The 24468-nt window shown below is 61.8% G+C and carries 22 protein-coding genes; 14 read left to right on the top strand and 8 right to left on the bottom strand.

Translation table 11 applies throughout. The features are described 5' to 3' along the window. Positions 1-105 precede the first annotated feature (105 nt). Positions 106-3354, top strand: coding sequence for a response regulator (locus ACQZ6J_RS03395; RefSeq protein ID WP_449081953.1), 3249 nt, complete (start codon positions 106-108; stop codon positions 3352-3354). Here the strand turns inward: ACQZ6J_RS03395 and mnmD are convergent. Further along, positions 3351-4085 carry a tRNA (5-methylaminomethyl-2-thiouridine)(34)-methyltransferase MnmD gene (mnmD, locus tag ACQZ6J_RS03390; protein ID WP_449081951.1) on the bottom strand — a complete coding sequence of 245 codons (735 nt, stop codon included), beginning with the start codon at positions 4083-4085 and terminating at the stop codon, positions 3351-3353. The genes ACQZ6J_RS03395 and mnmD overlap by 4 nt on opposite strands. Here mnmD and ACQZ6J_RS03385 point away from each other — a divergent pair. The 8 genes from ACQZ6J_RS03385 (at position 4084) to ACQZ6J_RS03350 (ending at position 9824) form a co-directional block, all read left to right on the top strand. Then, positions 4084-5268 (top strand): NAD(P)/FAD-dependent oxidoreductase, encoded by a 1185-nt coding sequence (locus ACQZ6J_RS03385; protein ID WP_449081949.1) that lies wholly within the window; start codon positions 4084-4086, stop codon positions 5266-5268. The genes mnmD and ACQZ6J_RS03385 overlap by 2 nt on opposite strands. Positions 5269-5374: 106 nt before the next feature. Beyond that, entirely contained in the window at positions 5375-6082 is a 708-nt protein-coding gene (locus tag ACQZ6J_RS03380) for a DUF1045 domain-containing protein (protein ID WP_449081947.1), read from the top strand. A 117-nt stretch (positions 6083-6199) separates the two neighbouring features. Further along, positions 6200-7123: an allantoinase PuuE gene (gene puuE / locus ACQZ6J_RS03375; protein ID WP_163988024.1), complete on the top strand. Its 924-nt coding sequence runs from the start codon at positions 6200-6202 to the stop codon at positions 7121-7123. Between the two features lies 1 nt (position 7124). Continuing rightward, the gene (uraD, locus tag ACQZ6J_RS03370) at positions 7125-7622 is read left to right on the top strand and encodes a 2-oxo-4-hydroxy-4-carboxy-5-ureidoimidazoline decarboxylase (RefSeq protein WP_449081944.1); all 498 of its coding nucleotides are present in this window, start codon (positions 7125-7127) and stop codon (positions 7620-7622) included. Positions 7623-7856: 234 nt separating this feature from the next. Further along, on the top strand, positions 7857-8219 hold the full coding sequence (locus ACQZ6J_RS03365) for a HepT-like ribonuclease domain-containing protein (protein WP_449081942.1): 363 nt from the start codon (positions 7857-7859) through the stop codon (positions 8217-8219). A gap of 7 nt (positions 8220-8226) precedes the next feature. Continuing rightward, positions 8227-8727, top strand: a complete 501-nt coding sequence (locus ACQZ6J_RS03360; RefSeq protein WP_449081940.1) for an ureidoglycolate lyase — start codon at positions 8227-8229, stop codon at positions 8725-8727. Next, positions 8724-9080: a hydroxyisourate hydrolase gene (gene uraH / locus ACQZ6J_RS03355; RefSeq protein ID WP_449081938.1), complete on the top strand. Its 357-nt coding sequence runs from the start codon at positions 8724-8726 to the stop codon at positions 9078-9080. The genes ACQZ6J_RS03360 and uraH overlap by 4 nt, the downstream gene beginning before the upstream one ends. A 3-nt stretch (positions 9081-9083) precedes the next feature. After that, positions 9084-9824, top strand: coding sequence for a metallophosphoesterase family protein (locus tag ACQZ6J_RS03350; protein WP_449081936.1), 741 nt, complete (start codon positions 9084-9086; stop codon positions 9822-9824). Positions 9825-9873: 49 nt separating this feature from the next. Here the strand turns inward: ACQZ6J_RS03350 and ACQZ6J_RS03345 are convergent, their stop codons facing one another. The 3 genes from ACQZ6J_RS03345 to ACQZ6J_RS03335 are packed head-to-tail and all read right to left on the bottom strand — an operon-like array spanning position 9874 to position 13603. Then, complete coding sequence (locus ACQZ6J_RS03345; RefSeq protein ID WP_449081934.1) at positions 9874-11013, bottom strand: alpha-hydroxy acid oxidase; 1140 nt, start codon at positions 11011-11013, stop codon at positions 9874-9876. Between the two features lie 47 nt (positions 11014-11060). Beyond that, positions 11061-12368, bottom strand: coding sequence for a guanine deaminase (gene guaD, locus ACQZ6J_RS03340; RefSeq protein WP_449081932.1), 1308 nt, complete (start codon positions 12366-12368; stop codon positions 11061-11063). After that, positions 12365-13603 carry a urate hydroxylase PuuD gene (locus ACQZ6J_RS03335; RefSeq protein ID WP_449081930.1) on the bottom strand — a complete coding sequence of 413 codons (1239 nt, stop codon included), beginning with the start codon at positions 13601-13603 and terminating at the stop codon, positions 12365-12367. Before ACQZ6J_RS03335 ends, guaD begins: the two co-directional genes overlap by 4 nt. Before the next feature lie 213 nt (positions 13604-13816). On the opposite strand from ACQZ6J_RS03335, the gene ACQZ6J_RS03330 reads away from it, so the two are divergent. Further along, positions 13817-14149, top strand: a complete 333-nt coding sequence (locus ACQZ6J_RS03330; protein WP_163988007.1) for a hypothetical protein — start codon at positions 13817-13819, stop codon at positions 14147-14149. 95 nt (positions 14150-14244) lie between these two features. Here ACQZ6J_RS03330 and ACQZ6J_RS03325 read toward each other — a convergent pair whose 3' ends face one another. Continuing rightward, positions 14245-15141, bottom strand: a complete 897-nt coding sequence (locus ACQZ6J_RS03325) for a LysR substrate-binding domain-containing protein (protein WP_163988005.1) — start codon at positions 15139-15141, stop codon at positions 14245-14247. A 102-nt stretch (positions 15142-15243) separates the two neighbouring features. Between ACQZ6J_RS03325 and ACQZ6J_RS03320 the strand changes: the two genes are divergently transcribed. Further along, the gene (locus tag ACQZ6J_RS03320; RefSeq protein WP_449081927.1) at positions 15244-15447 is read left to right on the top strand and encodes a hypothetical protein; all 204 of its coding nucleotides are present in this window, start codon (positions 15244-15246) and stop codon (positions 15445-15447) included. A gap of 347 nt (positions 15448-15794) precedes the next feature. On the opposite strand, the gene xdhB is transcribed toward ACQZ6J_RS03320, so the two are convergent. From xdhB to ACQZ6J_RS03305, 3 genes are all read right to left on the bottom strand, one after another. After that, positions 15795-18134 (bottom strand): xanthine dehydrogenase molybdopterin binding subunit, encoded by a 2340-nt coding sequence (gene xdhB, locus ACQZ6J_RS03315; protein WP_449081925.1) that lies wholly within the window; start codon positions 18132-18134, stop codon positions 15795-15797. 233 nt (positions 18135-18367) lie between these two features. Next, on the bottom strand, positions 18368-19834 hold the full coding sequence (xdhA, locus tag ACQZ6J_RS03310) for a xanthine dehydrogenase small subunit (RefSeq protein ID WP_449081924.1): 1467 nt from the start codon (positions 19832-19834) through the stop codon (positions 18368-18370). Between the two features lie 62 nt (positions 19835-19896). Next, positions 19897-20673, bottom strand: coding sequence for a 3-hydroxybutyrate dehydrogenase (locus ACQZ6J_RS03305; RefSeq protein WP_163987996.1), 777 nt, complete (start codon positions 20671-20673; stop codon positions 19897-19899). A gap of 234 nt (positions 20674-20907) precedes the next feature. Between ACQZ6J_RS03305 and glpK the strand changes: the two genes are divergently transcribed. The 3 genes from glpK to ACQZ6J_RS03290 all read left to right on the top strand — a co-directional run bounded on the left by glpK (position 20908) and on the right by ACQZ6J_RS03290 (position 24403). Next, positions 20908-22410 (top strand): glycerol kinase GlpK, encoded by a 1503-nt coding sequence (gene glpK / locus ACQZ6J_RS03300; RefSeq protein ID WP_449081923.1) that lies wholly within the window; start codon positions 20908-20910, stop codon positions 22408-22410. A 177-nt stretch (positions 22411-22587) separates the two neighbouring features. Then, a complete protein-coding gene (locus tag ACQZ6J_RS03295; protein ID WP_449081921.1) occupies positions 22588-23397 on the top strand; it encodes a membrane-anchored protein in 810 nt (269 codons plus the stop codon). A gap of 61 nt (positions 23398-23458) precedes the next feature. Further along, a complete protein-coding gene (locus ACQZ6J_RS03290) occupies positions 23459-24403 on the top strand; it encodes a S66 peptidase family protein (protein WP_449081919.1) in 945 nt (314 codons plus the stop codon). Positions 24404-24468: the final 65 nt, after the last annotated feature.

The raw sequence follows: 24468 nt of genomic DNA, 5'->3' as shown, positions 1-24468 counted from the left end.
GCGACGTGGCGACGGTGGTTAAACATGGTTAACGGCTTGTTAAAACGACATGTGCTAGAGCGTCGTGTCATGAACTGTCATGCGCGGTGAGAAGAGAGGCTCCATTTGACCCTGGACGGTGAACTGCTTGACATAGCGTGCCGCCGGATCGCCAATCTGGACAGGCCCGCCTACATCAAGAACAGCGAGCTGCGCTACGTCGCCGTCAACGAAGCCTATGCGCGTTTTTTCGGACGCGAGATTTCCGATTTCATCGGCAATCGCAGCCATGATCTTCTCGATGCCGATGAAAGTGCCGACCGGGAGGACAGGGAGCGCCGCGCTCTTGTTTTCGGTTCGGAGGAGGTGGCGCTGTGCTTCGATGCGTCGGGCCGCCAGCGCTCGCGCATACAGATCGAAAGCTTTTCCCCTTCGGAAGAGCGCCTCTACATATTTGGGGTATTCCAGGCCGCATCGGCCGCGACACGCGATGTCTCCACCGCCGAAACGGTGCGGAAGGATGTCGACGAGGCCGGCTTTTTCCGCAGCGTCCTGGAAGATCTGCCCGTTGCGACCTTCGTGCGCGATGCGGACCATCGGCTGATTTATACCAATGCCGCCCATGCCGACATCATCGGCCTCGACCGCAAGGAAATGCTGGGAAAGACCGAGCATGAGATGTTCGACGTCGGCGCGGATGACTTCTTTGCGGAAAATGAAGCGGTGCTGCGGGAAGGGCGCGGCCATGAATTCGAAAGCGAAATCGTCAACCGGCAGCAGGTTGCGCGCCCGGTGAGGATTCGCCTCAATCGTGCAACGACGACGGACGGCAAGCACTATGCCATTGGCTCCGTGACCGATACGTCGGCGCTGAAGCAGCGGGAGACGCAGCTGATCGAGGCGCAAGCACGGGCCGAAGCGCTGCATCAGGATCTCGACAATATTCTCCGCTCGATGCCGATCGGCGTACTGATCCACAACAGCGATTACATCGTCGAATACGTCAACCACGCCTTCTACGACATATGGGAGTTCTCGAAGGACGATCGCTTCGAAGGCCGCCCTTATCGCGACCTGATCGCCAAGCACTACGAGCTGGCACGGTTCAGCGCCGATAGCGGCAGCATCGACGACATCTATCAGGCGCGTCTGGCTGCATTGCGCAAGGCGGGGGAGCATCTGCAGACGGAAGTGAATTTTGCCGACGGCAAATCCGTCATCATCGATGCGCGCCGTATTTCCAACGGTCGCACGCTGATGTCCTACACGGACATTTCCTCCGTAAGGCAGCAATCTCAGGAAATTACCGAGACCCGCCTGGCGCTGGAGCGTCTTGGCGAACTCATGGCCGATGCCATGCAGGCGATGTCACAGGGCCTGCTGATCGTCCAGGATGGCACGATCATGCTGGCGAACGACCGGCTGAAGGACATGCTGAAGCTGCCGGCGGCGCTTCTCGAGGTCGGCAAGAACTGGTCGGCGGCGTTCGACTATTGCGCGGAACGCGGTGACTTCGGCGGCGATTCCGAGGTTCTGCGGAAGTCGTGGGCTGACAGCATCGCGTCGTGCAAGCCGATTTCCTGCGTGTTCCAGATCGTCGGCGATCGCTGGATGCAGCTCGACGCGGCGATCGGCGAGCATCGCCGCTGGACGGTGGTGTTGACCGACGTCACGGAGATGAAGGAGCGCGAGGCGGATCTGCAGCTGCTGCTGGCGCGCAGCAACGCCGCGGACCGGGCCAAATCCGAATTCCTCACCCATATGAGCCATGAAATCCGCACGCCGATGAACGGTGTTCTCGGCATGGCGGAATTGCTCGGCAAGACCGATCTCGATACGCGGCAGAAGACTTTCGTCGATATCATCGTCAAGTCCGGCAACGCCTTGATGACGATCATCAACGACATTCTCGATTTTTCCCGCATCGACACCGGTGAAATGCATCTGCGCAAGATGGCATTCGATCCTGCCGAGGCTATCGAGGACATAGCGACGCTCCTGGCCGCCGCCGCATCGGAAAAGAACATAGAGCTGATGGTGCGCATCGCTCCCGGCGTGCCGGCGGCGATGCTTGGCGACGCGGGCCGTTTCCGCCAGATCGTGACCAATCTCGTCGGCAATGCCATCAAGTTCACCGAGCGCGGCCATGTGCTGGTGGAACTGGACAGTCAATTTGCGCCGGACGACAACGTATTGCTCGTGCTCCGTGTCGAGGATACGGGCATCGGCATTCCCGATGAGAAGCTCGACACCATCTTCGACAAATTCTCGTTGGCGGATTCCTCCTTTGCGCGACGTCTCGATGGGTCGGGCCTGGGCCTCGCCATCACCGCCGGCCTCGTCGATCTTTTCGGCGGGTCGCTGTCCGTCGAAAGCGAATGGGGCAGGGGATCGGTCTTCACGGTCCATCTGCCGATGCCGCTGGTCGCCGCGCGCGACGCGGTTCCGGAGCTGCCCGCCAATCTGAAGCGCGCCAGGATCCTGGTCGTGGAAGACGACGAGACCCATCGGCGGATATTGACCGAACAATTGGCGCACTGGGGTTTCGACGGGCACGCGGCCGAGGATGCGGAGACCGCGCTCGCCATTCTGGATGCCGCCTTCGATATGGGCGTATCGGTCGATGCGATTATCATCGATTACGGCATGCCCCACATGAATGGCTATCAACTGGCGAGCACCGTATGCGCCGATCCGCGCTTCGCCACGCTGCCGATCGTGTTTCTCACGTCGATGGGTGCCGCTGGCAGCGACAAGGAATTCGGCGCCGTCAATGGCCAGACGCACCTGATGAAGCCGGTGCGCGCCAATGTGCTGCGCAACACGATCATCGATGTCGTGCGGACGTCCCGGAGAAAGAAGGCGGGTGGGCAATCGGATTCCGCTGCCCGACAGTTGCCGATAGACAGGGAGATCGCGGTCGCGATCGAAACCACCGATCAGTTGATGCCCGCCAAACCCGGCAACGCGATTGATGTTCTCGTGGCCGAGGACAACGAGGTGAACCAGATCGTCTTCACGCAGATTCTACAGGCCACCGGCTTGCGATTCCTTGTCGTGGAGAACGGCCAGGCGGCGGTGGACGCATGGCGCCAGTTGCGGCCGTCGCTGATCCTCATGGATGTCTCCATGCCCGTCATGAACGGCCATCAGGCGACCCGCATGATCCGGCAACTGGAGACGCAGCTGGGGCAGGAATGGCATGTCCCCATCGTCGGGGTGACTGCGCAGGCGCTGGATGTCGATCGCATCACCTGCATGCAATCCGGCATGGACGATTGCCTGTCGAAACCGATCAGCCCCGAACTTCTCGAGGGCAAGATCCGGCGCTATCTCGGCGACGCCGTTTTCCAGGCCGATCGTTCCAACAGCTAGGCCGGCTTGACGCCGCAGAGCATTTCCCGCTTGCCGGCGAAGCCCTTGCGCCGCTCAACGACGAACCCCGTCGCCTGCAGGTTTCGCCGAACGAAACCCGCCGCCGCGTAGGTGGCGAAAGTGCCATTCGGAGAGGTCTTGTCGTAGAGCGTCTGCATCAGCTCCGGTGACCACATGTCGGCATTGCGCGACGGCGCGAAGCCGTCGAGATACCAGGCATCGAAGCCGGATGCTGCATGGCTTACGCCGTCGAGGGCGGGGCCGCAGACGACGCTGAGGCGCGTATGCGCGTCGAGCCGCAAGGATACCAGGCCTTGCGGATCGTTCGGCCACGCGGCGGCAAGCGCCTGGCGCTCATTGTCGATTTCAGGCCAGTGCGACAGCGCGCGGTCGATTTCCTCGGCACGCATGGGATAGAGCTCGAAGGACATGAAGTGCAGGAGCGAACCGGGTGCTGCCTGCTGCCGCCATTGGCGCCATGTCTCGCAGAAATTCAGGCCGGTGCCGAAGCCGAGTTCGCCGATCAGAAAATCTTGGCGCTCCTGCCAGCGGGCGGGCAGGCCGTTGCCGGCCAGGAAGACATGGCCGCATTCCAGCCGGCCATCCGTCTGGCAATAAAAATGGTCGCCAAATGCCGTCGAATAGGGCATATCGCCGTCGCGCCATTCGAGCTCCGGGCTTGCCGCATTGGTTTCGGACGCCTCAGTCCGATCGGAAACTGGATCTGTCATGGAAAGAGCCGATAATCCCCTGAGACCTGCCGGTCAATCGTCCTTCGATCTGTTGATCGTCGGCGGGGGGATCATGGGTCTGTGGGCCGCCGTTCACGCCGAGCGCCTCGGCATTCAGGCATTGCTCGTCGAAGCCGGCCATTTCGGGCAAGGAGCGAGCGGTGGTCTGCTTGGCGCGCTGATGCCGCACATGCCCGACAAGTGGTCCGACAAGAAGCAGTTTCAGTTCGACGCGCTCATTTCACTGGAAGAGGACATCGCGGCGCTGGAGGTGGAGACCGGGCTTTCGGCCGGCTATCGTCGCGCCGGCCGCCTGATCCCGCTGCCGAAGCCGCATCTGAGGCAGATCGCGCTCGGTCATTCTCAGGATGCGGAGGCGCATTGGCGGCATGAAGACCGTCGGTTTCATTGGCATGTCCTCGACGCCGCGCCCGTCGAAGGCTGGATCGAGCCTTCGGCCGCGGAAAGCGGGTTTGTCTTCGATACCTTGGCAGCGCGCGTCGCGCCCCGCGCCTTGCTGGCGGTGCTGCGCGAATTTCTGACCACGGCACGGCACGTCCGGCTCGCCGAGGGCGTTGCCGTGGAGAGCATCGATCCGGGCCAGGGCCTGGCGCGCACGAATGCGGGCGACATCCGGTTCGGACGCTGCATCCTTGCCGCCGGGCATCGGTCGTTTCCAATCCTCGATGGGCTGACGGAAGGTCGCAAATCCTCGCTCGGCCAGCCGGTCAAGGGGCAGGCGGCCATGTTGAAGGCCGATGTCGATGGCGCCCTCCCGGTTATCTTTCGGGACGGCCTCTATATCGTTCCGCACGAGGGAGGACTGGTCGCAGTCGGCAGCACGAGCGAGAACCGTTTCAACGATCCGCGGTCGACGGACGGGCAGCTTGACGCTCTGCTCGTCGCAGCGCGCGCCATGGCGCCGGTGCTGGCCGGCGCGGAGGTGATCGAACGTTGGGCGGGCTTGCGCCCGAAAGCCGTGGATCGTGACCCGATGGTCGGCGCGCACCCGGACCATCCGGCGGTGATTGCCTTGACCGGAGGCTTCAAGGTGAGCTTCGGATTGGCGCATCGGCTGGCCGAGGCGGCGGTGCGGGAGGCGGCGAATATGCCCGGTCGCTTCAAGTTGCCGCAGACTTTCACTTTAGCAAGTCATATTTCAGTCATATCACATAAAACGTGAATTCACGCCTCTTTCGGGTCGTCAATCTGTCACGCAAATCACCTATCTCCTTGGCCGTCGGTGCCGGTTCGGTCAGCCGGCTTGTCGCGCTCTGGAGGAGATTTTTATGCGCTACGCCATTTGCTTCACGCCGTCCGCGAGCGATCCGCTGACGCTTGCGGCAGCGAATTGGCTGGGCCGCAATGTCTATTCCGGCGAGATGGTCGATCCGCCCCCGGTTCGCGGGCTGGGGATCCATGAGATTGCCTTTTACACCGCGGTTCCCCGCCGGTATGGCTTCATGGGCCTGCTGAAGGCGCCGTTCCGGCTGGCAGACGACATGTCCGAGGCGGGATTGCTGCGCGAGTTGATGCGGTTTTCAGGCTCGGTCGCGCCTTTCGAGATCCCGAGGCTCGAGGTTGCGCGGCTCGGCGGCGCGCTGGGCCTGGTTCCCTCGACGCCGAGCCAGCAGATGCATTTCCTGGCGGCATCCCTGGTGCAGGCCTTCGATCACTACAGGGCTCCGTTGAGCGAAGCGGAAATCGAGCGCATCGATCCGGACGGCCTTTCGGCAACGCAATTTGCCAATCTCCATCGCTGGGGCCACCCGCATGTCATGGACGAATTCCGCTTCCAGATGATGCTGACGGGCACGGTCAGCCCCAGCGACATGCCGCGCATCGAGCGCGTGCTGCGCGACTTCTTCGAGCCTGCTCTGGCTGCGCCCGTTCCGGTGTCCAATATCGCCCTGATGATGGAGGACGGGTCCGGCGGCCCCTTCCGGGTGCATTCCCTGCACCCGATGGGCAAGGTGAGCGCGCGGAAGATCGCCTAGATTACGGGACGCCGTCAGCGCCAATACCTCGGTTTGAAGCGAAAGTGATTTTCCTACTTTCCGGCTCGACTTTCCCGGCATGGATGTTACCGTTCCCTGATAAGAGAAGGTGCTTCAATGTCGGAAATCTACGCCCGCAATCTCATCGGCTACGGCCGCAATACGCCGGATCCGAAATGGCCCGGCGATGCCCGCGTCGCGGTGCAGTTCGTCATCAACTATGAAGAGGGCGGGGAAAGCTGCATTCTCGATGGCGATCCGGGGTCTGAAAACCTGCTCTCCGAGATCGTCGGCGCGGCATCCTGGCCGAATCAGCGCAATCTCAACATGGAATCGATCTACGAATACGGCTCGCGCGCCGGTTTCTGGCGGCTGTGGCGCATGTTCACCGAACTCAAGGTTCAGGCGACCGTCTATGGCGTGACGCTCGCCATGGCGCGTAATCCGGAAGCGGTGGCTGCGATGAAGGAAGCCGGCTGGGAGATTGCGAGCCACGGCTACCGCTGGCTGGAATACAAGGATTTTTCCGAGGATCTGGAGCGCAAGCACATCCTCGAGGCCGTGCGGCTGCACACCGAGCTGACCGGCGAGCGGCCCTACGGCATGTATCAGGGCAAGCCATCCGACAACACGCTGCGGCTGGTCATGGAGGAGGGCGGGTTTCTCTATTCCTCCGACTCCTATGCCGACGATCTGCCCTTCTGGGTCGACGGCGTGAACGGCAAGCCGTTCCTGATCATCCCCTATACGCTCGAAACCAACGACATGCGCTTTGCGACGCCGCAAGGCTTCAATTCCGGCGACCAGTTCTTCACCTATCTCAAGGATGCCTTCGACACGCTCTATGAGGAAGGCAAGCAGGGCAGCCCGAAGATGATGTCGGTCGGCCTGCATTGCCGTCTCGTCGGTCGTCCCGGCCGCGCAGCCGCTCTGCGGCGGTTCATCGAATATGTGCAGAAGCACGACAAGGTCTGGATCCCGAAACGCATCGAGATCGCTAACCACTGGTATGAGAATCACCTGCCCGGGGGCGAGCGCTGAGATGATATCGCGGGACGATTTTGTCGGCCGCTTCGGCGGTGTGTTCGAGCACTCGCCTTTCATCGCCGAGCGCGCCTATGATGCGGGCGCCATCGCCGAGCCGCTGACCTTCGGTGGTGTGCATGCCGCGCTGGCGCGGGTTTTCCGTGCCGCCAGCGAGGCGGAGCGGCTCGGGGTTCTGCAGGCGCACCCCGATCTGGCCGGCCGGCTGGCGATTGCCGGCGAGCTGACGGAAGACAGCCGCAAGGAGCAGGCCGGAGCCGGCCTCGATCGACTGAGCCCTGAAGAGCACGCCCGGTTTACCGAACTCAATGCGGCCTATGTGGCGAAGTTCGGCTTTCCCTTCATCATCGCGGTCAAGGGGCTCGGCAAGGCCGATATCCTGGCTGCCTTCGAAACCCGAATCGGCAATGTCCGGGATACCGAGTTTGCGACAGCGGCGGCCCAGGTCGAAAAGATCGCGCTGCTGCGGCTGCAGTCGATGCTTCCCGAAGCCTGATATCGCTGCGCGGCCTGCGGGCCGCCCTGGCTCCAGCGCTTGGATCCGCCCAGTTTTTTCAAGATAATCTGCCTGCTGTTTTTCGGCCGGCTCATGGCTTAGTATCCGCCTGAAGGGATGCTGCGATGAGGCGATGGAAGCAGTGGATAGAGATGGAAGCGGACGGAAGACCGGTAGGGCCGAAAGGTTGCTCGGCACGAAGAGGCCGGGCAATGTTGATGAAGTGAAGCCGGCATGAGTCTGGAGCGGCTGACCACTCATCTTGAGCGCATGCAGCGGGCTGCGTCCGAAGCCGGTCAATTCCTTCGGGGAATCGATCAAGCCATGTTTTCCGGAAATGTCGAGAAGCAGCGCGCCATCGGCATGAATCTCATGCTGATCGGCGAGGCGGCCGCGCGTATTGCGGAGGAATATCCGGAGTTTGTCGTTGACCATCCGGAATTGCCTTGGCATGTGATGCGAGACTTCCGGAATCGGATTACGCAAGGGTACTTCGACATCGAGTTGACGGTCCTGTGGGATATCGCGCACAAATCTCTTCCGGAGTTGCTCCTGCAACTGGACTCCGTTCGCCACTGGCGGGCGGAAGGCGAATGATCAATCAATGACACAGCATTTAGACATTCATCCTCTGACAAAAACGGCATTCTCGCCCTTCGGTGATGTGATCGAGGCCGATCCGGCAACGATGCGGTTCATCAACGGCGGCACGACGGAGCGCTTCCATGCGCTATCCAATGCCGAAACCATTGGTGACGGCGCGCGGGTTATCCTGAACCTCTTTCGCGGCCAACCGCGGGCCTTTCCTTTCTCGATCGAGATGATGGAGCGCCATCCCTTCGGCAGCCAATGTTTCGTGCCGCTCAACGGCCGTCCGTTTCTCGTCGTCGTCGCCGAGGACGAAGGCGGCAAGCCCGGCAGGCCGCAGGTCTTCCTGGCGCAAGGTGACCAGGGCGTGAACTATCGGGTCAATGTCTGGCACTATCCCCTGATGGCGCTCGACGAGCAGAGCGATTTCCTCATCGTGGATCGCGACGGGCCGGGAAGCAATCTCGAGGAATATTTCTTCGATACGCCCTTCATCATCGGAGCGCCGACGTTATGACCGGATTGACCACGCATGTGCTCGATACTGCCCTCGGCAGGCCGGCCGAGGGGCTGACGATCGATCTCTTCAGGATCGAGGGCGATGCCCGCACGCACCTGAAGACGGTCAGGACCAATGCCGACGGGCGCGTGGACGGCGGCCCCATGCTGGTCGGCGATAGCTTCGTCGCCGGCACCTACGAACTGCTGTTTCGCGCCGGAGACTATCTGCGTGCAAGCGGCGCCGAGCTGCCGGAACCGGCTTTCCTCGATCTCGTGCCAATCCGCTTCGGCATTGCCGATACGACGGCGCATTACCATGTGCCCCTGCTGATCTCGCCCTACGCCTATTCGACCTATCGCGGGAGCTGAGCCTTGCGTTTTGCCGCCATCGCGGACGTTCACGGCAATCATCTGGCGCTTGAGGCGGTGCTTGCGGATATCCGGAGGCATGGCATCACCGATATCGTCAATCTCGGCGATTGTTTTAGCGGGCCGCTTACGGCAGGCAAAACAGCCGATATGCTGCTGGAACTGGATGCGCTGACGGTGCGCGGCAATCACGACCGGTATCTGATCGAGCAGGCGCCGGAGGCGATGCACCTGTCTGACAAGGCCGCACATGCGGAATTGGCCGAGCGTCATCTCGATTGGCTGCGCGGCCTGCCTTTCAGCGCCGTCTATCAAAATGCAGCTTATCTTTGCCATGCGACACCGACGGCCGACACCGTCTATTGGCTGGAATCCGTCTCGGCGGACGGTCATGTGTATCGGAAGCCGATCGAGGACATCGAAGCGCTGGCCGCCGGCATCGACTTTCCGCTGATCCTGTGCGGACATACGCATATTCCGCGTCTTGTCAGGCTTTCCGATGGCCGCGTGATCGTCAATCCCGGCAGCGTCGGCTGTCCGGCCTATGATGACGATCTGCCCTATCATCACAAGGTGGAGGCCGGCCACCCCTTTGCCTCCTATGCCATTCTGGAAAAGACCGGCGAGACCTGGTTGCCGGTCTTTCGGCAGGTTGCCTACGATCATATGGAAATGGCGAGGCTCGCGGCACAGAACGGCCGCGACGAGTGGGCGAGCGGCCTGGCGACGGGCTGGTTACGTTAGAGCATGACGCGCATAAGCGTGTAACTGCCTTGCGGCAACGACATGCGCCTTAAAGATCTGCCAGGATCGATCTGTCCACGGCCTTGATATCGCGCTTGCCGCAGAGCGCCATGGAAATATCCAGCTCCTTGCGGATGATCTCCAGCGCCAGCGTGACGCCTTCCTTGCCCATGGCGCCCAGACCATAAAGGAAGGGGCGGCCGATGAAGGTGCCCTTGGCGCCGAACGCCACGGCCTTGAGCACATCCTGGCCGGAGCGAATGCCGCCGTCCATATGCACCTCGATCTTGTCGCCGACGGCATCGACGATTCGCGGCAGCATGCTGATGGAGGAGTGGGCGCCATCGAGCTGCCGGCCGCCATGATTGGAAACGATGATGGCATCGGCGCCTGTATCGACGGCCGCCTTCGCATCCTCGACGTCAAGAATGCCCTTGATGATCAGCGGGCCGCCCCATTGCTCCTTGATCCAGCTGACATCGTTCCATGAAAGCTTGGTGTCGAATTGAGAATGCGTCCAGTGCGACAGCGTCGTCATGTCGGAGATATCCTTGGCATGGCCGATGATATTGCCGAAGGAATGGCGTCTGGTCTTCAGCATCTCCATGCACCAGCCCGGCCGGGTCGCCATCTGCCAGAGATTTTTCACCGTCATTTTCGGCGGGGCGGAGAGACCGTTGCGGATGTCGTTGTGCCGCTGGCCGAGGATCTGCAGGTCGGCCGTCAGCACCAGCGCCGAGCATTTCGCCGCCTTGGCGCGATGGATGAGGTTCAGGACGAAATCGCGGTCCTTCATGACGTAAAGCTGGAACCAGAAGGGCTGCTTCGTCACCGAGGCGATGTCCTCGATCGAGCAGATGCTCATCGTCGAGAGCGTGAAGGGAATACCGAATTCCTCGGCCGCACGGGCCGCCAGCATCTCGCCATCGGCGTGCTGCATGCCGGTAAGGCCGGTCGGCGCCAGCGCCACCGGCATCGAAGCCTTCTGGCCGACCATCGTGGTCGCCAGCGACCGGTCGGACATGTCGACGAGGACGCGCTGGCGCAGCTTGATCCTGGCAAAATCCGCTTCGTTCGCCTTATAGGTCGATTCGGTCCACGAACCGGAATCGGCATATTGGAAGAACATTTTCGGCACGCGCCGCTGAGCAAGCGTCTTCAGTTCGGCGATGGTAAGCGGCGCGGTCATGGCGGTCTGCCTTCTGGAGGGTTGTCGTATGGCGGGGTTGGCGTGCCTTATAGCAAGGTCGATTTCATCGGCTTCCCGGCGACATAGGTTTCGACGACGGCGCGATCGTCGCCCATGGTCTGCAGCAGGAACAGCTCTTCGGTGAGGCTCTTCGTCACCTCCATCTTCAGTGCCATGGCCGGCGTTGCCGCGGCGTTGAGGACGATGAGGTCAGCCTCGGTGCCGGCGTCGAGCGTACCGATCCTGTCGACGAGGGAGAGAGATTCGGCGTTGCCGCGAGTCATGTAGTAGTAGCTTTCCAGCGGGTTCAGACGTTCGCCGAGGAGCTGCTGGATCTTGTAGGCCTCGTCCATGGTGCGCAGCATGGAATAGCTGGAGCCGCCGCCGATATCGGTGGCCACGCCGATGCGGACGGGCTTCTCGCGGCGTGCCAGCGCCTTCAGCGGAAAGAGGCCGGAGCCAAGGAACAGGTTGGAGGTCGGGCAATGCACCGCGACTGCGCCTGCCTCGCTCATCACGTCGGCCTCGCGCTCGGAGAGGTGTATCGCATGGCCGAACAGGCTTTTCGGGCCGAGCAGGCCGTAATGGGCATAGATATCGGTATAGTCGATCGCGTCAGGATAGAGCTCGCAGGTGAACTTGATCTCGTCGTGGTTCTCGGAAAGATGCGTCTGGATGTGCAGGTCCGGAAACTCGCGGGCGAGGGCTGCGGTCGCCTCCATCTGCGCCGGCGTCGAGGTGATGGCGAAGCGCGGCGTGATGGCGACGTGATTGCGGCCCTTGCCGTGCCAGTCGGCTATGACCTGGCGGGTCTCGTCATAGCCCATCTCGGGCGTGTCGAGCAGCCCTTGCGGCGCATTGCGGTCCATCATCACCTTGCCGCCGACCATGCGCATGTTGCGCCGCATGGCCTCGGCGAAATAGGCGTCGGCGGAGGTCTTGTGCACCGAACAGTAGGCGACGGCCGTCGTCGTGCCGTGGCGGATCAGTTCGTCATAGAAATGGGTGGCGATGCGTTCCGCATGCGCGCTTTCGACGAAACGGCATTCCTCGGGGAACGTATAGGTGTTCAGCCATTCCAGCAGGTTGGCGGCGTAGGAGGCGATCACCTGCATCTGCGGGAAATGCAGGTGCATGTCGATGAAGCCCGGAAGGATCAGATGCGGGCGATGGTCGATTTCGCTCACGTTGTCGGGTGCCCGCGCCTTGATCTCGGCATAGGGGCCGGTCGCGACGATCGTGCCGTCCGCAATCAGCAGGCCGCCATCGCTTTCGTAGGCGTAGCTCTCCGTATCATGAAGGCTTTGCGGCAGGCGCTTGAAGGAAAGCAGGCGGCCGCGCAGAAGGGTGGTCATTGGCTCTTTTCTCCGATGGAGCTTTCGAACCAGGCGACCAGCAACTTGCGTTCCTCGGGCGTCACCTCGGTGACGTTGCCGGGGGGCATGGCATGGCTGCGGCCGGCCTGGATATAGATCTCCCGGGCATGCATAGCGATTTCCGCGTCGTTTTCCAGCATCACGTCCTTCGGTGGCCGGACAATCCCCTCATAGACGGGCTCGGCGGCATGGCACATGGAACAGCGCGTCGACACCATCTGCTTGACGGCCGGGAAATGCGCGTCCGAGGCGAATTGCTGGAAGGCGGGCGCGACCGCATTGGCATCCTTCTCGCCGGTCAGCACCTTCGGCACGGTGGAAAGCCATATGATGACGATGAAGATGACGAGCGTGACGATCCAGGTCCAGGTCGGGCGGCCCTTGCGGGCATGCGTCGTGTTGAACCAATGGCGGATGGTGACACCCATCAGGAAGACCAGCGAGGCGATGATCCAATTGTAGGCGGTGCCGAAGGCCAGCGGGTAATGGTTCGACAGCATGAAGAAGATGACGGGCAGCGTCAGGTAGTTGTTGTGCAGCGAGCGCTGCTTGGCGATGCGGCCATATTTCGGGTCTGGCGTGCGGCCGGCGATGAGGTCGGCGACGACGACCTTCTGGTTGGGAATGATAATCATGAAGACGTTGGCCGACATGATCGTCGCGGTGAAGGCGCCGAGATGCAGGAAGGCGGCGCGGCCGGTGAAGAGATGCGTGTAGCCCCAGGCCATGAAGACCAGCACGGCGTAAAGCACCACCATCAGGCCCCAGGTGTTGTTGCCGAGCGGCGATTTGCATAGCAGGTCGTAGACGATCCAGCCGCCGGCGAGCGAGGCCAGCGAAATCAGGATGGCGACGGGGACGCTGACATCGAGCACATGCCGGTCGATGAGAAAGAGGTTGGCGCCGCCGTAATAGACGATGCAGAGCATCAGGAAGCCGGAAAGCCAGGTGAAATAGCTCTCGTATTTGAACCAGGTCAGATGCTCCGGCATCTGCGCGGGGGCGACGAGATATTTCTGGATATGATAGAAGCCGCCGCCGTGGACCTGCCATTCCTCGCCATAGGCGCCGGGCGGAAGATGGGGTCGCTTCACCAGTCCGAGATCGAGTGCGATGAAGTAGAAGGACGAACCGATCCAGGCAATGGCGGTTATGACGTGGAACCAGCGTGCCGCAAAGGCAAGCCACTCCCACGCTATGGCGTATTCATACATTCAGTTCCCCTTTTCTTCTTCCGACTCCGTACCTTGCAGAATGTTGGGAGCGGATGGAAGAGGGGTGTTTGATGTGTCGGTAAAAAGCCGCGGTCTTGCCGAGCGTCCGGATCGCATTAGATCAGATTATGGCGGTTTTTAATAAAACGCTCTCGGCTGCTTGGAGCGGGCCATGTCCGCGGCGGCCGTCCATTTTTCGACGGAGAATTGCCCATGCGTGGTGTTCTGGCGTTCGTCTTTCTTCTTTTTGCAAGTTCTGCTCTGGCGCATGATGCGCCCTCCGGCTGGTCCTACGATCCCTATTGCTGCAACGGCGACAGCGAGACCGGCGATTGCGAGATGATCCCCTCGCGCACGGTCACCATCGTACCGGGCGGCTATCGGGTGACGCTCAATCCCGGCGATCACCGCTATATAACGCACGCGCATATCTTCACCCTGCCGCAGGGCAAGACGATGCGTTCGCCCGACGGAGCCTATCACCTCTGCCTGTTTCCGGACGAGAATACGCCGCGCTGTTTCTATGCGCCCGACATGTCCGAGTGAGCGCTGCCGTGGCTCAGCGCTCTGCGGATCGCCTATCGCCTTGTTTCCACGCAAGTTTGGGACGGAAACCGCCGTATGCGTTCCCTTGAGCTGCGTTAGTCGCGCGGCATGCCGAATTCGCCGAGGATCCAGTCCTTGAACGCGCGGATCCGCGGGGTATGGCGCCTGTTTTCCGGATAGGCGATCCAGTAGTCGGCGCCATCGGTCGAGAGAAGATCGAAAGGTTGAATCAGCCGGCCGGATGCCAGGTCGTCGGCATAGAATTCGGGAGTGAGAACGGCGACACCCTGGCCCGCTATGGCGGCGCTTGCTTCGAAGGACTGTGCCCCGAGCCGGCTGCGCGGTCTGCCCTGAAGACCGGGGTCGGGAACGCCGGCCTCCTGGAACCATTGAACCCACCATGGATCGCCCGCATCGATGATGCGCAGCTTGAGGAGGTCGGCCGGCTCGTGCACGCCGCCGATGGTCGCGGCCAGGGCCGGGCTCAGCATGGGCGTGAAATGCATCTTCATCAGCAGGTGGGCGCGCAGTCCCGGCCATGCTCCGCGCCCGGCGCGGATGGCGATGTCGGATGGTTCCCGGGCAAAGTCGATGATCGAGCCGGATGTGGCGAGGCGAACGGCGATCTTCGGATGTTTGAGTTGAAACGTGCCGATATGCCGTGCCAGCCATTGGGATGCGAAGGTCGGGGTGGAATGGATATGGAGCGTGGTCTCGGCGTCGCCGCTGAGCGAGGCCATGGCCTCCTGCAGCATGGCAAAGGCTTCGGCGACTTTCGGAGCCAGCTGTTCTCCCGCCTCGGTCAGCAGGATCTGCCTCGGGCGGCGCAGGAAGAGCGGCTCGCCGGTCATCTCCTCCAGCAGCTTGATCTGATAGCTGACCGCCGTCTGCGTCATGCCCAGCTCTTCGCCGGCGCGCGTGAAACTGCCGAGCCGGGCCGCTGCTTCGAAGACACGGAGCGCATTCAGCGGGAAGCGTTTCGACAGCTTCATGGATAAGTTCTCTTTATGCGTTCAGACGATAGTTCGATTGGAATTCCAGCATTATTCGCGACAAACTGCAATCCATATCACGGATTTGATTGAGGTGTCGTCATGGATTGCTATGTCATGGAACCGGTGGATGCGGCCAAGCCCGGGCTTTTGGCGCGTTTTTTGGAATCGCTGGCGCAGGTCTTCCTGGCGCATGGCGAACCGTCCCCGCATCTGGATCTCGACGAGATGCCGGACCGCTTGAAGCGCGACCTTGGATTTCTCGATGGGCGTGAGCCGCATTATGACGACAAGCGGCTGCCATAGGCGGCGAGGATCGTCGAAGGCTCGATGAAAGGTATCTGGTTGAGACTATTATGATGAATGGAGAGTGTGCACCCCCCTCTGTCACTTCGTGACATCTCCCCCACAAAGGGGGAGATCGTTAGGAGTTTGCCGCGCCCGCCTTGCGGAGTATCGCGACATTGTTTCCACAGATGCCTGGTGCGCTTGATACGCGTCGAGAAGGCTACAGGCTACCAATCTCCCCCACGTGGGGGGAGATGTCAGCGAAGCTGACAGAGGGGGGTATGCTGCCGCATACCCAAACCTCCAGTTCGGCCTCAAACTTCTTACTTGCCGCTATCACGGTAAACTTCGCGTCCCACAGGACATCACATCCCCTTCAACCGCTCGACTGCCATCAGCACCCGCTCCGGTGTTGCCGGAGCATCGAGGCGTGGGCAGACGCGATAGTCCGCGATGCTGGCGACGGCCATCGACAATGCTTCAAGCACCGAGATGGGCAGCATGAAAGGCGGCTCGCCGACGGCCTTCGAGCGGCCGACGGTGGCCTCGGTATTTTCCGACCATTCGGCTAGACGGACGTTGAAGATCTTCGGCCGGTCCGAGGCGAGCGGGATCTTGTAGGTGGACGGCGCATGGGTGCGCAGCCGACCCTTGGCATCCCACCAGAGTTCCTCGGTCGTCAGCCAGCCCATGCCCTGCACGAAGGCGCCCTCGACCTGGCCGATATCGATCGCCGGATTAAGGGAGCGGCCGACATCGTGGAGGATATCGGCCCGGTCGATCAGATATTCGCCGGTCAGCGTGTCGATCGACACTTCCGAGCAGGCGGCTCCATAGGAGAAGTAATAGAAGGGCGTACCGCGACCGGCCTTGCGATCCCAATGGATCTTCGGCGTCTTGTAGAAGCCGGCGGCGGAAAGCTGGACGCGGGCGAAGTAGGCCTGTTTGATGAAATCCGGGAATGGGATTTCGGTGTCGCCCACACGCACGCGGTTGGGCAGGAACTGCACTTCCTCGGCGCCGACGCCCCATTTTTCGACCGCGAAGGCGACAAGCCGCTCCTTGATCTGCCGGCCGGCATCGAAGGCCGCCATGCCGTTCAGATCGGAGCCGGAGGAAGCCGCCGTCGCCGACGTATTCGGCACCTTGCCGGTCGTCGTCGCGGTGATCTTCACGCGGTCGATATCGACCTGGAAACTGTCGGCCAGGACCTGCGCCACTTTCGTATAGAGGCCTTGGCCCATTTCGGTGCCGCCATGATTGAGGTGGATTGAGCCGTCCTGATAGACATGCACCAGCGCGCCCGCCTGGTTGAAGGCGGTCATGGTGAAGGAGATGCCGAATTTCACCGGCGTCAGCGCGATCCCCTTGCGGATGAAGCGGCTGGAGCGGTTGAACTCGATGATGGCCTTGCGTCGCGCCTGATAGTCGGATGTCTGTTCGAGCTCATCGACGATGCGGTTGATGATGTTGTCGGTGACTTCCTGGTGATAGGGCGTCAGGGTCCGGCCGGAGCCCGGCTGGCCGTAGAAATTGGCGCGGCGGATTTCCAGCGGGTCCTTGCCGAGCGCATAGGCGATTTCCTCGATCATGCGTTCGCCGCCGACCATCCCTTGCGGGCCGCCGAAGCCGCGGAAGGCGGTGTTGGAAACGGTATGCGTCTTCAGAGGTTTCGAAACCAGATGCACATGCGGGTAGAAATAGCTCGAATCGGCGTGGAACAGCGCGCGGTCGGTGACTGGCCCGGAAAGATCGGAGGAGAAACCGCAGCGGGCGGCATAGGTGGCATCGACGGCGTGGATGCGGCCGTCATCGTCGAAGCCGACCTCGTAATCCACCAGGAAATCGTGGCGCTTGCCCGTGGCGCTCATGTCCTCGTCGCGGTCGGGCCGGAATTTGACGGCGCGGCCGAGCTTCTTGGCGGCGACGGCGGCGAGTGCGGCAAACTGGTTGCCCTGCGTTTCCTTGCCGCCGAAGCCGCCGCCCATGCGGCGCACGTTGACGGTCACGGCGTTGGACGGAATACCCAGCACATGGCCGACGATGTGCTGGATTTCGCTCGGATGCTGGGTGGAGGACCAGACGGCGACTTCGTCGTCTTCGCCGGGGATCGCCATGGCGATATGGCTCTCGAGGTAGAAATGCTCCTGGCCGCCGATGCGCATCTGCGCCTTGATGCGATGCTTGGCATTTGCCATCTCGGTTTCAGGTTCGCCGCGCTTCAGCGTCATCGGCTCGTAGACGAGCGGCGCACCATTGGCGAGCGCGCCGTCGATATCGCTCCAATGCGGCAGGTCGCGATAGTCGATCTTGGCGAGGCGAGCGGCACGACGGGCCGCATCGCGTGTTTCGGCGATGACGGCGAAAATCGGCTGGCCGTGAAACTCGACCTTGGTTTCGGCCAGCAGCGGTTCGTCGTGCATGCCGTTGGAACTGGTATCGTTGACGCCGGGAACGTCGGCGCCGGTGAACACCCAGACGACGCCCGGATAGGCCCGGACGGCCGAAAGATCGATGCCGGCGATCTCGGCATGGGCACGGTCGGAAAGGCCGAGCGCGCCGTGCAAGAGGCCGGCGGGTTCGGGAATATCGTCGATATAATCGGCCGTGCCGGTGACATGCTTGTGGGCGGAATCATGGCGCAGCGAGCCGTGCATGGAGCCGTTGATGACGACCTTGCGCTCTTCGAAGGTGGATTTATCCATTTATCGTCCTCCTTCTGCGAGAATGTTCCCGATGGCAAGACCGATCGTGAGTAGCCCCTCATCCGCCCTGTCGGGCACCTTCTCCCCGTTTTGACGGGGAGAAGGAGATAGGCGACCTCGCAGCCTTCCTTCCAGCCCATCAGCCGGCGAGGGTACAGAGGTCGTTCCCTCTCCCCGTTCCAACGGGGAGAGGGCTAGGGTGAGGGGCAATGCGGCATATACCGTCGCCGTCATCATGCCAGCACCTCGAAGCGCTTCAATTCCTGCGGCGCGCCGACCGTTTCCAGATAGAAGCGGATCAGCAGGTTCTTTGCCGTCAGCTGGCGATATTCGGCCGTGGCACGCCAGTCGGTCAGCGGCTTGTAGTCGGCGTCGAAGGCATAGCGTGCGGCGGTGGCCGTCGTCTCCGTCCAGGGCTTGCCGATCAACTCGGCCTCGACCGTGCGGGCGCGCTTCGGCGTTGCGGCCATGCCGCCGAAGGCGATGCGGATATCGGCGACATTGCCGGCATCGTCCAGCGCCAGCAGGAAAGCGCCACAGGCGGCCGAAATATCCTCGTCGCGGCGCTTGGAAATCTTGTAGACGGCGAAATGCGTATCGTTGGCCGGGTAGGGGACAAAGATTCCTTCCACGAACTCGCCGGGATGGCGATCCTGCTTGCCGTAATCGATGAAGAAATCTTCCAGCAGCAGGCTGCGCGTGCCTGCCGTCGAGCGAAGCCTGACCGTTGCGCCGAGCGCGATCAGTGGCGGCGGGCTATCGCCGATCGGCGAACCGTTGGCGATGTTGCCGCCGATGGTGCCCATGTTGCGCACCTGCTCGCCGCCGATGCGGTTGATAAGGCCGGCAAACGCAGGAATCTTTTCGCTGATGGCCGCAAAGGCGCGGCTGTAGGTGACACCGGCGCCGATGCTCAGCCCATCGTCTTCCACGGAGATTTTCTGCAGATCGGCCAGATGGTTGATGAAGACGACCGGATTGAGCCGGCGCATCTGCTTCGTCACCCACAGGCCAACATCGGTCGAGCCGGCGACGACGGTCGCCTTCGGCTCGTCGGCGAGCACCTGGGCCAAGGCGGAGACGGAACCCGGCACGATCAGGCGATCCTCGCCTTCGGTAATGGTGATCGTGTCGCCGCCCTGCATCGCCCAGAGGCGGGCGATGATATCCGCTCTTGTCCTTTCGAGCGGGTCGAAGAGCGCGCTCGGCCGCTTCTGGCTGACCTGCTCGGCCGCCTTGACGATCGGCTCGTAGCCCGTGCATCGACAGAGATTGCCCTGAAGCGACTTTTCGATCTGCGCCCGGCTCGGGTTTTCCGTCGAAAGCCAGAGGCCGTAGAGCGACATGATGAAGCCCGGCGTACAGAAGCCGCATTGCGAACCGTGGCAATCGACCATGGCCTGCTGCACCGGATGCAGGGTGCCGTTCTGCGCCGCCAGATGTTCGACGGTAACGACGTGGGTTGCATGCAGAGAGCCGACGAAGCGGATGCAGGCATTGACCGACTCATAGTGCAGCCCGCCGTCGATCAGCCGTCCCACAAGCACCGTGCAGGCACCGCAGTCGCCTTCCGCGCATCCTTCCTTCGTTCCCGTCAGCCGCCGCTTGAGACGCAGGAAGTCGAGCAGCGTCTCGGTGGGGCGCAGACTTGATAGCGTGATATCCTCGCCGTTGAGGATAAAGCGGATGCTGTCGCTCATGTCGTTCCCGTTTATTATCTGTTGGCCGGGCCGGATATGAATCCGGCCCTAACCGTATATGGTTATTCCGCGGTCCAGCCACCGTCAATCGAGACGTGTGTGCCGGTGACCTGACGCGCCTCGTCGCTGGCGAGATAGAGCGACAGGGCGCCGATCTCCTCGGCCTTGACGAATTCGTGCGTGGGCTGGGCCTTGAGAATGACTTCGTTCTTCACCTGCTCCTCGGTCATGCCGCGGGCCTTGGCCGTGTCCGGGATCTGCTTTTCGACGAGCGGGGTCAGGACGTAGCCGGGGCAAATGGCATTCACCGTGACGCCGAATTCGGCAAGCTCGAGCGCTGCCGTCTTGGTCAGGCCCAATATACCATGCTTTGCGGCGACATAGGCGGATTTGAAGGGAGAGGCGACCAGGCCGTGCGCCGAGGCGATATTGATGATGCGGCCGTATTTCCTGGCCTTCATCAGCGGGATGGCGGCGCGGATGGTGTGGAAGGAACTGGAGAGGTTGATCGCGATGATCTGGTCCCACTTCTCGATCGGGAAATCCTCGATCTTCTCGACATGCTGGATGCCGGCATTGTTGACCAGGACATCGACGCTGCCGAAGGTGGAATTGGCGGTCGCGATCAGGTCGGCGATCTCGGCGGGCTTCGTCATGTCGGCCGGATGATAGATCACCTTGCCGCCGCCGGAGGCTTCGAGCTTGGCCTTGATGGCGTCGATCTCTTCGGGCTTTCCGAAACCGTTGATGACGACGTTATCGCCCTTGGCGGCGAAGGCGGTCGCGATGGCGAGGCCGATACCGCTCGTGGAACCGGTGACGACAACTGTTCTTGCCATGATCTTCTCCTTGGACAGCGCAGCTTTCTGCTGCAGTGCAAAACGCTCCGAGCCTAGTCCCAAACGCCCGGATATGGCAATCGCGTTGCAGGCGGTTCCTTCAGCAGCACCTTGCTCCGCGATGCCGTGAACAAGAAAGCGCATCTTTCAGCGAAAAATTTCGTTTTGCTTTCTTTTCACATTCGTTTTGCTCGCGTATCTGTTGCTTCGGGATGCAATACGCGGGAGGAATGCATGAGCGGATATGTCTTGGCGATCGATCAGGGAACCACGTCGACGCGGGCTATCGTTTTCGACGGCAAGATGAAGGTTGCCGGCGTCGGGCAGAAGGAGTTCACCCAGCACTATCCCAAGCCGGGCTGGGTCGAGCACGATCCGGAGGAAATCTGGTCGTCCGTTGTCTTGACCGTCCGCAAGGCCATCGAGGCCGCCGGCATCACTGCCAAGGAGATAGCCGCGCTCGGCATCACCAACCAGCGCGAGACCGTCGTCGCCTGGGATCGCGACACGGGAAAGCCGATTCACAACGCCATCGTCTGGCAGGATCGCCGCACGGCAAGCTATTGCGAGAAGCTGAAACGTCAGGGCCTGGAGAAGCTGTTCACCGGCCGCACCGGTCTGCTGCTCGATCCCTATTTCTCCGGCACCAAGCTTTCCTGGCTGCTGACCAATGTGAAGGGCGCGCGTGCGCGCGCCGCCAAGGGCGAGCTCTGCTTCGGCACCATCGATACCTTCCTGATCTGGCGGCTGACGGGGGGCAAGAGCTTCGTCACCGACGCCACCAACGCTTCGCGGACGCTGATGTACAATATCGGCACCAACGAATGGGACGAGGAGCTGCTGGATATCCTGCGCGTTCCCTCGGCGATGCTGCCCGAGGTGAAGGATTGCGCCGCCGATTTCGGCGTGACGGACGCTTCGCTCTTCGGTGCCGAAATCCCGATTCTCGGCGTTGCCGGCGATCAGCAGGCAGCGACGATCGGCCAGGCCTGCTTCGAGCGCGGCATGATGAAATCCACCTATGGCACTGGCTGCTTCGCGCTGCTGAACACCGGCACGGACATGGTGCGCTCCAGGAACCGCCTGCTGACCACCATCGCCTACCGGCTGAACGGCGAGACGACCTATGCGCTTGAGGGATCGATCTTCATCGCGGGAGCTGCCGTGCAATGGCTGCGCGACGGCTTGAAGACGATCCAGCGCGCGTCCGATTCCGGCGACCTGGCGGCCAAGGCCGATCCATTGCAGGAGGTTTATCTCGTGCCGGCCTTCACCGGTCTCGGCGCTCCCCACTGGGACCCGGATGCCCGAGGCGCAATCTTCGGCCTCACACGCAACACCGGCCCCGCGGAAATTGTCCGGGCAGCGCTCGAGGCCGTGTGCTACCAGTCGCGCGATCTGCTCGATGCCATGCACAAGGATTGGCGCAACGGCAGCGGGCGGGATACGGTCCTGCGCGTCGACGGCGGCATGGTCGCCTCGGACTGGACGATGCAGCGGCTTGCCGACTTGTTGGACGCACCCGTCGACCGGCCGACGATTCTCGAAACGACCGCCCTCGGCGCCGCCTGGCTGGCGGGCAGCCGTGCCGGCGTCTGGCCGGATCGCGCCGGTTTTGCCAAGGCCTGGGCGCGAGATCGCCGCTTCGAGCCCGCTATGGACGACAGGACACGAAAAGCCAAACTCAAGGGGTGGAGGAACGCGGTTTCGCGCACTTTGAGTACACGGCAGGGGTGACAGCGCGGCGTCGATGCTCACCATAGGTTATATCGTGTAAGATTTCTTTATTTTGCTTATATAAGAAAACGCAGCGATACTCATGTCGTCCGTGGTTCGGGAGTCGATTCCGAATCACACTTCGCGGGATCGATTCCCCAGGGAACGGGAACCTTCTGAGAGACGACAAAGCGTAGAATGGCTGCTCGACTGAAAGAACTGAAGAAACATATCTATAGGCGGATCAAGTATCGTCTAACCCGACCGGAGCCGCCGGTGCTGGCCGAGCGGTTCAATGGACCGGTTGTCGTAGTCGGATCGGCGCCGATATCGAACAAGCCGGTGGGTTATGACGGCACCTTTCGGGTTATCACCATCAACGGATCGCAGGTGGTGACGAAGGGATGGGGGATAGAGGCGCCTGACGTCACCCTCCTTCAATTCAACCAGATCGAAGGAACGAACACCAACGCCGTCGAGGTGCGCCGCGTCCTGAACGGCGAGCGCGCGAGGATGCTTTATGTGCTCCTGTGGCGGAAAGAGTTTCAACGGCTCCAAGACGGGCTGGAGGCATTCAACTACCGTTACGACAAGCTCGAGATCGTCGATCGTTACCGGCGCATGGCGCTTCTGGACCGGGTCGGCGGCGTGAAGTGCAGCGAGATCGGAGCCGACGACAAATGCTCCAACGGCATCAACGCCGTGCTCTTTGCGCTCTATAACGGCGCGACCGAAGTGATCATCACCGGCATCAACCCCGATTCCGGCGGCCATGTCTACAACAGGGAAAATCTTGCCCGATCGCATGTCCGCAAGGACCGCGAAATTCTCGAGCGGCTGATCGAGCGCGGCTATCCGGTGTTCACTGCGGATCCGGGAGTATCGCAATCCATCGGCCTGCCGTTATGGACAGGAAAGGCGAAGGCCGGCCGGACGCCTGCGTCCGATGCCAAAGCCAGGCGGCCCGCCTCGACAAAGACCGCGGTCGTCAATCCATCCTTGAGTTAAAGGCTCGCAAGCCGTGGGTTGGCGGCTGACGAATGTCATGGTTTCATGCCAAGATCATGGCATGGAATCACGCGCTCATCCGAAATCCGATCTGCTGATCCCGCCGCCGTTGCGGCCGGGCGACAAGGTGCGCTTTGTGTCGCCCGCAAGCCCGCCCGAAAAGGACAGGGTCCTTCGGAATGCCGAAATACTGCAGGGCTGGGGGCTGCGGGTCGATTTTGGCGAGCACGCCTTTTGCAAGCGCGACTATCTTGCCGGCACCGACGAGCAGCGACTGGCGGATCTCAATGCCGCGCTTCGCGACCCCGATGTTCGGGCGATCTTCACCACACGCGGAGGCAAGGGGTCGTACCGGATCGCCGATCGACTGGATTTTTCGGCGGCCCGTGGGGACCCGAAGTTCGTCATCGGTTTCAGCGACATCACGGCATTGCATCTCAGCCTCCTGAAGAACTGCCGTCAGGCCGGCATTCACGGCGCGTTTTCTCTCGGGCCGAACGAAGAGGAGGTCAGCCCCTATGCGCGCGATTCGCTGCGGCGGGCGCTGATGACCACGGAAGACGTCGTCATCCATTCACGCCTGGAAGAGCCGACCTCCCGCCTGACGACCGCCGGAACGGCCAGAGGTCCGCTCATCGGCGGCAATCTCGATATGGTCGCGACATCTGCCGGCTGGGCATTGCCGGATCTGCACGGCGCCATTCTTCTGCTCGAAGCCATCGGCTTGTATCGCGGCCAGGTGGATCGGCAGATGACGATGCTGCGCAAGGCGGGCCATCTGGATGGTTTGGCGGGTGTTGCCATCGGCCAGTTCACCGATTTCGAGTTCGATCGCCGTTATTCGGTGATCGATATCCTGCGCGAACATCTGGCCGAGCTAGGCGTGCCGATTCTTGGCGGCCTGCCGCTCGGGCACGGCAACAGCCCGGCAAGCATCTTGCTCGGTGCCGTCGCAGAACTTGACGCAGAAGCGGGAACATTGGCGATCCGGCGCGGCCGCAGCTGATGCCTTTCCATAACAAAATTTTTGACGCTGCCTGTCGGAGCAGATGATATTCCTTCGTCTTTACT

The sequence above is a fragment of the Rhizobium sp. A37_96 genome (assembly GCF_053521765.1).
Note: the sequence above shows the minus strand (reverse complement) of the source record. Positions and strands in the feature narration are given on the sequence as shown.